Here is a 9,122-nt window from a genome sequence, read left to right as displayed (position 1 = left end):
CCGCGCGCCGCCGGCCCACCAACCCGCCCCCCCCGCACGGGCCCCGCCCCGGCCGACGGGCGGACCCCCCACACACCCAGGGGTGACCGCCCGTCCTCGTTTCCGGCCCCGCGCCGGGGCCGCCGGAGGCGTGGTGGCTCAGCCGGCCACGAAGCCCGTGAGCGGGGCGATCCGGGTGTAGACCCCGGGGCTGTCGGCGCGGCCGCAGCCCCGCCCCCAGGACACCAGCCCGATCAGCCGCCCACGGGCCACCAGAGGCCCTCCGCTGTCCCCCTGGCAGGCGTCCCGGCCACCGGCGGGGTCTCCGGCGCAGACCATCGCCCCGGGCAGGTAGCGGCCCTCCGGGCCGCCCGGATAGGCCCGCCCGCAGGCCACGTCGTCGAAGACGGTCACGGGCGCCGAGCGCAGCGAGCCGGCGTAGTCCCCGTAGCCGGTGGTGTCCCCCCAGCCGAAGACCGTGGCCTCCGTACCCGGCGCGTACGCCTCGTCCCCCGGTCCGGCCATGGGGAGCACGTGCGCCCGGGGCAGCGGCTCCGCCAGGGTCAGTACCGCGAGGTCCCCGGCATTGGTGTAGCGGTCGTAGGCCGGATTCACCCGGGCCTCCAGGAGGGCGATCTCGCGGCCCTCCCCGGCCCGCAGCTCGGTGCGTCCGGCGATCACCCGGAGGTCCCGCACGGCCTCCACGGAGCCGCCGAGCACCTGCCGGGCGAGGCAGTGGGCGGCCGTGAGGACCTTCGTGGGGGCGACCACCACGCCCCCGCAGAACTGGCCCGCCCGCGTACCCCCGAACCGGTCACGGCTGGACAGGGCCACCACCCAGGGGGTGTCGTCCACCAGTGCCGGTCGGCCGCCCACCACCACGCTGTCGGCGGCGGCCGGGGCGACGGGAGCCAGCGGGGCCACGGCCGCGCCCGCCGCCAGGGTCAGCGCTCCCGCCAGGGTGCGGGCAAAGGGACGTCGCATGGGGCCTCCTGACTCCGTGTGTGCATGACCACACCCAGAGTGGTACGACCCGTGCCGCCGCGCACCCGCGGGCACGGCGGGGGCCCGGAGCCCCGTCGCGGACTCCGGGCCCCGTGGCGCCCGCGGTGGGACCGCTCAGTCCAGGTAGTCGCGCAGCACCTGGGAACGCGAGGGGTGACGCAGCTTCGACATGGTCTTGGACTCGATCTGACGGATCCGCTCACGGGTCACGCCGTAGACCTTGCCGATCTCGTCCAGGGTCTTGGGCTGGCCGTCGGTGAGGCCGAAGCGCATGGAGACCACGCCCGCCTCGCGCTCCGACAGGGTGTCCAGGACCGAGTGCAGCTGCTCCTGCAGCAGGGTGAAGGAGACGGCGTCGGCCGGGACCACGGCCTCGGAGTCCTCGATGAGGTCGCCGAACTCGCTGTCGCCGTCCTCTCCGAGGGGGGTGTGCAGGGAGATCGGCTCGCGGCCGTACTTCTGGACCTCGATGACCTTCTCGGGGGTCATGTCGAGTTCCTTGGCCAGCTCCTCCGGGGTGGGCTCGCGGCCCAAGTCCTGGAGCATCTGGCGCTGCACGCGGGCGAGCTTGTTGATCACTTCGACCATGTGCACCGGGATGCGGATGGTGCGGGCCTGGTCGGCCATGGCGCGGGTGATCGCCTGCCGGATCCACCAGGTGGCGTACGTGGAGAACTTGTAGCCCTTGGTGTAGTCGAACTTCTCGACCGCGCGGATCAGGCCCAGGTTGCCCTCCTGGATCAGGTCCAGGAAGAGCATGCCGCGGCCGGTGTAGCGCTTGGCCAGGGAGACCACGAGGCGGAGGTTGGCCTCCAGCAGGTGGTTCTTGGCCCGCCGGCCGTCCTCGGCGATGATCTCCAGCTCGCGCTTGAGCTTGGGGGCCAGCTTGTCGGCGTTGGCCAGCTTGTCCTCGGCGAAGAGGCCCGCCTCGATCCGCTTGGCGAGCTCCACCTCCTGCTCGGCGTTGAGGAGGGGGACCTTGCCGATCTGCTTCAGGTAGTCCTTGACCGGGTCGGCGGTGGCACCGGCCACGGCCACCTGCTGCGCCGGGGCGTCGTCCTCGTCGTCGGAGAGCACGAAGCCCTTGGCCTCGCCGCTCTCCTCCTCCTCTTCGCCCTCGGCGCCCTTGGCTCCGGGACCGTCTTCGGGCGTCTCGTCCTCGCCGGCCCCGTCCGAGTCCTTCTTGGCCGTGGTCTTCTTCGCCGCGGCCTTCTTGGCCGTCGCCTTCTTCGCCGGAGCGGCCTTCTTGGCGGCCGTCTTCTTCGCCGCGGCCTTCTTGACGGGAGCGGCCTCCTCGGCGGGCTCGGCGGCCTCCACCGCGAGCTCCTCGTCCCCGCCCGTCACCACGGCGGCCGGGGCCGCCGCCGTCCGCACCGGGGCCGGGCGGGCCGCGGCCGTCTTGGTGGCCGCGCGCTTGACGGGAGCCTTCGCCGCGACGCTCTTGCGGGCGCGCTTCGGCGACTCCGCGGCACTGACCATCAGCGTCACACCCTCTTCCTCGAGGATCTGGTTGAGGCTGCGCAGTACGTTCTTCCACTGGGTCGGCGGGATCTGGTCAGCCTCGAAGGCCCGACGCACGTCATCGCCGGCGATCTGCCCCTCGGCCTTGCCCCGCTCGATGAGCGCCATGACGGACTCGGACTCGGCGATCTCCGGCGGGAGCGTACGGGAAGTGCTGGCCGACACGAACAACCTCTCGGAACGATGGGAACGGCTTCCGACCCCGGCCTGGTGCTGGACCGGAGCCGACGACCCGCCGACTCGGGGTGGTCGGCGGCGCGGGCAGGGACCGGGGAGCTGCACAGCGCCCGCAACGGCTGCTGTCTTCCCTCCGTCGGCCATCACCTCTTAGGTCATCGCGTGGCCTCGCAGAGCGTTACGCACAATCTCCGTGGCCCGAGTCACACCCCCTTTACGGCGAAAACGTCTCATACGGCCTTGGCGTGGAGCGGGAGCCACGCCCGTGGGCTCCTCGGCGCGCCGCGCACAGCAGTGCCGCCGGACCCCTCGGGTCCGGCGGCACACGGCCCCGCACGCGCCCCGCCGCCACGGGGCGCACGCCCCGGCCGCGCACCGCGCGTGTCAGTGCTCGCGGGGAGCCGGGACGACCCGCTCCACCTCGGGGTGCACGGTCAGCAGCTGGCGCATGGCGTTCTCCGCGCCCTGGGAGTCGGCCGAGGCGAGGGCCTCCAGCATGCGGCCGTGCAGGGCCACGGAGGTCTCGCTGGGGCGGTCACAGGCGGTGACGGGGCTGCCGGAGACCTGGAGGGCGGCGGAGACGATGCCGGAGAGGTGCTCCAGCATGCGGTTCCCGGCGACCTGGATCAGCAGGGCGTGGAACTCGTTGTCCGCGCGGGCGAAGGTGATCAGGTCGCCCTGGGCGAGGGCGTGGCCCATGATCTCGACCATGTCGGAAAGCCGCTGCTGGACGTCCTGGCGGCCGTGACCCGCGGCGAGCCGGGCCGCGAGGGGCTCGATGGTCCAGCGGAGCTCGTTGAGCTCGCGGCGCTGGTCCTCCCGCTGGGGGCCGAAGGCGCGCCACTCGATGATGTCGGGGTCGAGGAGGTTCCAGTCGCTGACCGGGCGGACCCGGGTGCCGACGTTGGGGCGGGCGCTGACGAGGCCCTTGGCCTCCAGCACGCGCAGGGACTCGCGGACCACGGTCCGGGAGACCTCGAAGCGCTGGCCGATCTCCTCGGGAACCAGCGGACGGTCCGCGCCGAGGTCACCGGAGACGATCATCTGGCCGAGCTGCTGGACGAGTTGGCCGTGCAGCCCGCGGCCCCGGCTGCCCGCGGCGCGGCGGCCCACCCGGCTCAGCTCCACATCGGCACCGTCCCAGTGGGGCGGTCCGACGCGCTCGGCGACGGGGGCCTCCGCGTAGGGGTAGCGGTCGAGTTCGCCCGGGCCGGCGAGGCCGGAGTCGGCGTGGCGGGCGGCGGTCATCAAGGTGTGCGCAAGGGTACTCACGCATCCTTTGTCGGCCGCGCTCCGGCGGCCCTTGAGGTCTTTGGTGAAAAGCACACGAAAGGGTGATCGGTGCCCCCTACGCAATTGACGACTTATCGTAAAGAACCGTGCTTTCAGGCCGTAGTTGCGATCCCCGTTCGTCGAAGCGGACGTTCATCGATGCCAAACGGTCACCAACGCACCCTGCTGCGAAGGCCGGTGAACCCGTACGCGCACAACAGGGCGGTCAGGGAGAGCGCGAGGGCGGCGCCCACCGGCTGGGCGAGCACCTTGAACGCGCCGAGCACGAGCCGGTCGGCCTCCGGCGGCCAGTGCGCCCAGGCCAACCCGCGCAGCCGGGAGGCCACTCCCGCGGTCTCGTAGGCGGAGGGCCCGGAGAACACCTTGCGCAGCAGCGGCACCACGAGCACCGGCACGGCGGTGACGGCAGCCAACCCCGCGGTGGCGGAGCGGAACACGGCGGATGCCAGCACGCCGGCCCAGGCGCAGCCCACGAGGAGTCCGGCCCAACTGGCCGCCGGGGCGAGCCATTCGCGGGGCACCCGGACCAGGTCGGTGTCGAAGACCAGGCGCAGGGCGGCCCCGTCGGCGAGGACCGTGAACACCCCGATGAGCAGGGCCAGCACGCCGCTGACCCCGAGCTTGGCCAGGAGCAGCCCGAGCCGCCGGGGAACGGTGCCGCGGTCCGCCGCGAGGGCGGGGTAGCGGTACTCCTCCCCGAAGGCCAGCGCGCCGATCAGCCCGGCCCCGAGCGCGGCCGGCGGCAGCGGCAGGAAGCCGGGCCAGGCCGCGAGGAGCCGGGGGCGGGGCAGGCCGCCGGAGTGGGCGGTGCCGAGGGCGAGGAGCACCGAGACGAACACCGCCGCGACGGCCACGAGCACGGCGGTGCGGGTGCCGGCGATGCGGCGCAGTTCGTACCGCAGCGGGCGCAGGGGCCCGCCGACGCGGCGCACGGCGGAGACCGGCGGGGTGCTCGGGCGGGCGTGGCGGGGACCGGTCGACGCGCGGGGCGCGGGGGGCCGGGGCGCTTCGCCGTCGCGGCCCCCGGCGTCCGGGCCTCCGGCCGGGACGCCCTGGTCGGAGGCTCCGGCCCCGGAGGTTCCGGTGTCCGGGGTCTCCGCCTGAGGGGATCGGGGCCTCAGGGTTCGGGACCGCCGGGTTCCGACCTCTCGGGCGGGCGCGGGCGCGGGCACCGTGGCGGCGGGGCCGGTGTCCCCGATCTCGTCGGCGAGCTGGTGCACGAGGATGCCGTTGAGGAAGGCCGTCTCGCCGACCTCCGCGCAGCTGCTGCCGTACACGGAGAGGCGGCTGCCGCTCTCCTCGACCACCTCCACGGACCGCTGTCCGGCCCGGGCGCGCTGACCCAGGAGGGCCGCCAGGCGGGGGGCGTGGGGACTGCGGACGGCGACCCGGGGGCGGAGCCGGGTGCGGGCGAAGTCCGCGGCCTCCTGGTCCGCCAGGAGCTTGCCCGCCTCGACGCTGACCACGCGGTCGGCGTACCGGGCGGCCTCCTTGGGGTCGGAGGTGGTGAAGAGGACCACCCCGCCCAGGGCGGCGTGGCTGCGGAGCAGTCCGTGCAGCCAGGTGCGCTCGCGCCCGGAGAGCCCGGCCGTGGGCTCGTCGAGCAGCAGGGTGCAGGGGTCGGCGAGGAGGGCGGCGGCCAGTCCGAGCCTGCGGTCCATGCCCGCGGACAGGGTGCCGAGCCGCTCGTCGCGCAGGCCCGCGATGCCGACGACCTCCATCATGTCCTCCGCGCGGGCGGCGGGGACGCCGACGGCCGCGCAGAGCATGCGCAGTTGGCCGCGGACGGTGCGGGCCGGGTGCCCGGGCACGTCGCCGAGGAGGACCCCTACCTCGCGGGAGGGGTGGGCGATGCGGTGCAGGGGGCGGCCGCGGAAGTAGGTGACGCCCCGGCCCGGTTCGAGTTCGAGCATGAGGCGGAGGGCTGTGGTCTTGCCCGCCCCCGGGTCACCGAGGAGGGCGGTCACCCGTCCGGGGCGGGCCTCGAAGGTGAGGTCGTCCACGGCGGGCGGGAGGTCTCTGCGGGGGGCACTGGTCAGTCCGATGGCCTGGAGCATCGCTTCTCTCGCGGGGGTGAGACCGCTCTGCGGCACGGCGAATACCACAGGAAGATAACGCGATATGTCCGATTTGTAATGGAACCCGGCCCGGCGGCGCCCCATATGTCGACCGGTCGGCCCTCACCCGCTCCGGGCCCCCTCGGCTTCCCGCGCGGTTCCGCCTCCCCCGCCGCTCGGAAGGCGGGGCTCAGACCTCGGGGCGCAGCATCGGCGGGTTGAGGAGCGTGGCCCCGCCCGCGCGGAACAGCTGTGCGGGGCGGCCGCCCTGACGGGTCGTGGTGCCTCCGGCGGGGACCAGGAAGCCGGGCGTCCCGGTCACCTTGCGGTGGAAGTTCCGCGGGTCCAGGGAGACCCCCCACACCGCCTCGTAGACCCGGCGCAGCTCGCCCACGGTGAACTCCGGCGGGCAGAAGGCGGTGGCGAGGGAGGAGTACTCGATCTTCGAGCGGGCGCGTTCGACTCCGTCGGCGAGGATCCGGGCGTGGTCGAAGGCGAGGGCGCCGGCCCCTTCGCCGTCCCGGACGAAACCGCCCTCGGCGTCGAGGAGTTCGTCGACCGGGGCCCAGCGGGCGCTGTTGGCGTCGCCGCCGGCGCGGGGGGCGGGGAGGTCGGGGGCGAGCACGAGGTGGGCCACGCTGACCACCCGCATGCGGGGGTCGCGCTTGGGGTCGCCGTAGGTGGCGAGCTGTTCCAGGTGCGCGCCGTTGCCCGTGTCGGGTGCGCTCGGGTCGTGGGCGCACAGGCCGGTCTCCTCGGCCAGTTCGCGGGCGGCGGCTCCGGCGAGGTCCTCCTCGTCGCGGACGAAGCCGCCGGGCAGGGCCCAGCTTCCCTGGAAGGGGGACTCCCCTCGGCGGACGACCAGGGTGCAGAGCGCGTGACGGCGCACGGTGAGCACGACCAGGTCGACGGTGACGGCGAAGGGCGGAAAGGCCGACGGGTCGTAGGGCATGCCCCGATCATAGTCGTCTTCCTGACGATAAACAGTCGTTCGGTTCTCTCCCTCCCGGGGAGCGGGGCGCGGGCCAGGGGGGTGGCTACACGCCGAGCTGGAGCGCATCGGCCGCCTCCTCCACCATGCCGAGGCCGAGGCGGCTGACGCGGGCGGCGAAGGGTTCCCCGGCGACCCGCAGCCCGGAGAGTCGGAGGGCACCGAGCGGTGCCCCGGCCGGCGGGGCCAGGGCCACGGTGCCCGCGGGGGCGTCGGGGCGCACCCCCACCAGCGCCACCAGGACGTGGATCCCGGCGGCCGCCGCCACGGCCGCGGGGCGGCAGGCCGCCGGGTGGGGCAGCGGGGCCCCGCCGGCGGTCCGCTGGGCGGAGCCGTACATCTCCGGCAGCCGGTACCCGAACGCCTCGGCCGCGTCCACGAACCCGCGCAGCAGACCGGCGGCCTCCTGCTCGTAGCCGGCCGCGGCCAGCCCGGCGAAGGCGACGGCGGTCTCGTGCGCCCGGACCGCCCCGGAGCGGTGGCCGAAGGGGTTGTGGCCGGGCTCCTTGACCCCGAGGCTGCGCAGGCCCCAGCCGCAGTCCATGGCGGGGGCCCCGAGGAGCCGACCGAGTTGTTCCGTGGCGATCCGGTCGAGCAGGCCGGGTGCGTGCGCGCCCCCGCCGAGCAGGCCGGTGTCCAGGAGGTGGGCGGTGGCCCCGGTCAGCCGGGGCACCGGTCGGCCGTCGGGCAGGACGGCGGCGGCGGGCAGGCCCCCGGCCCGGGTCTCGATCCAGAAGGACTCCCGGAACCGCTCGCGCTGCCGTTCGGCCCAGGAGCGCAGTTCCCCGGCGCCGGGGCGGCCGCAGGCGGCGAGGAGGTCGGCGCCGAGCAGGGCGGCCCGGTGGGCGTGGGCCTGGGTCTCGACGCGTGCCGGGCCGTCGGTGGGGTCGGGGAGCAGGCCCGTGTCGGGGGCTCTGCGCAGCCAGGCCAGGCAGCGTTCGGCGGCGGGGAGCAGGGCGTCCAGTTCGGCCTCGGGGAGTCCCCAGCGGCGGGCCTCGGCCAGCACCACGGGGAAGGCGAGGGTGGCTTCGGTGCCGGTGCAGCCCGGGGGCAGCCCGGGGCCCGCGGCCCGCAGCGGGCCCGGGATCCGGCCGGCATCGGCCCCGCGGCCGCCCGTCTGGGTGCGGGCCAGCACCCGGAGGGTGGCCGCGGCGAGGCCGGTGCCGAGGGGAAGGGCCATCCGGGCGGCCCAGAGGGATTCCGCGGGGGCCAGTCCGCAGCGCCAGGGGGCGCCCGCGGCGAGGAAGGTGTCGGCGGGGTGGTCCGGGTCCCTCAGGAGCAGGGCCCTCAGATCGGCCAGGGAGGCCCCGAAGAGGGCCTCGGCGCGCGGGTCGTCGCCCTCGGCTCGGGCGTCGGCGAGGATCCCCGCCAACTGCCCGGCGGGGATCCGGAGGGACCGGTCCCGGGCCGTGCGCAGTTCGATGACGCGGCTCTCGCCGGGGTCGAGGTCGAGCTCCCAGCGGAGCAGCCCCAGGGCGGCGAGCACGTCGTCGGGTGCCGGTTCGGCGGTGGTGAAGGACTGCGCGCCCTGGGTGCTCCAGCGCAGACCGGCCGCGTGGACGGCGGCGGGCAGCTCCGGTCCGGCGCGGCCCGAGGCCACCGCCCCGAGCTCGGCCAGGTCGGTGCCGAGGGAGAGTTCCACGGGGACGCGGATCCGTCGGGCGGCGTGGCTGCGCAGGGTGATGCGCTCGGTGCCGTCGGCGTGCCGGATCCGTTCCACGGTCAGGTCGGGGTCGGGTCCGGGCTCGGCCCCGGTGCGGACCGTGGCGGTGAAGGAGGCCCGGTCGGAGCCCAGGCTCCGGCCCTGGACGGCGATCGGGTCCCGCCCGGCGACCCGGAGCAGGCAGCGGGCGAGGAGGCGGCGGCCGGAGCGGTAGAAGCCGTCCAGCCCCCGGCCGGTGAGCTGGCCGTGCTCCGGGGAGATGGCCAGCGCGGGGGCGGCCACGCAGATCAGGGAGCCGTGGACGGGCGGGAGCTCCGCGGGGGGCCGCCGCGGCGGGCCCCCCGCGGCGGGGCCGGGGCCGTTCGGGAGAGCGGCGGGGAGGGGAAGAGTGTTGTGTTTTGACTGTAGGTATAGGTGGTGGGGGGATAAGTTAAAA

6 protein-coding genes are annotated in these 9,122 nt (G+C 75.2%); all 6 read right to left on the bottom strand.

Annotated features, from left to right (window positions below; genetic code table 11):
• Positions 1-138: 138 nt before the first annotated feature.
• The 6 genes from ABTZ17_RS34595 to ABTZ17_RS34570 all read right to left on the bottom strand — a co-directional run bounded on the left by ABTZ17_RS34595 (position 139) and on the right by ABTZ17_RS34570 (position 8,974).
• Complete coding sequence (locus ABTZ17_RS34595; RefSeq protein ID WP_352199772.1) at positions 139-963, bottom strand: S1 family peptidase; 825 nt, start codon at positions 961-963, stop codon at positions 139-141.
• Positions 964-1,098: 135 nt separating this feature from the next.
• Entirely contained in the window at positions 1,099-2,670 is a 1,572-nt protein-coding gene (locus ABTZ17_RS34590; protein WP_352199771.1) for an RNA polymerase sigma factor, read from the bottom strand.
• Positions 2,671-3,066: 396 nt separating this feature from the next.
• On the bottom strand, positions 3,067-3,954 hold the full coding sequence (locus tag ABTZ17_RS34585) for a FadR/GntR family transcriptional regulator (protein ID WP_352199770.1): 888 nt from the start codon (positions 3,952-3,954) through the stop codon (positions 3,067-3,069).
• 170 nt (positions 3,955-4,124) lie between these two features.
• On the bottom strand, positions 4,125-6,032 hold the full coding sequence (locus tag ABTZ17_RS34580; RefSeq protein ID WP_352199774.1) for an ATP-binding cassette domain-containing protein: 1,908 nt from the start codon (positions 6,030-6,032) through the stop codon (positions 4,125-4,127).
• Between the two features lie 190 nt (positions 6,033-6,222).
• A complete protein-coding gene (locus ABTZ17_RS34575) occupies positions 6,223-6,984 on the bottom strand; it encodes an NUDIX hydrolase (protein WP_352199769.1) in 762 nt (253 codons plus the stop codon).
• Between the two features lie 85 nt (positions 6,985-7,069).
• Complete coding sequence (locus ABTZ17_RS34570) at positions 7,070-8,974, bottom strand: glycogen debranching N-terminal domain-containing protein (protein ID WP_352199773.1); 1,905 nt, start codon at positions 8,972-8,974, stop codon at positions 7,070-7,072.
• Positions 8,975-9,122: the final 148 nt, after the last annotated feature.

Origin of the sequence: Streptomyces sp. NPDC097619 (assembly GCF_040302735.1) — a bacterium.
In the GTDB taxonomy this organism is placed as follows: domain Bacteria; phylum Actinomycetota; class Actinomycetes; order Streptomycetales; family Streptomycetaceae; genus Streptomyces.
This window is presented reverse-complemented; position numbering and strand designations above follow the sequence as displayed.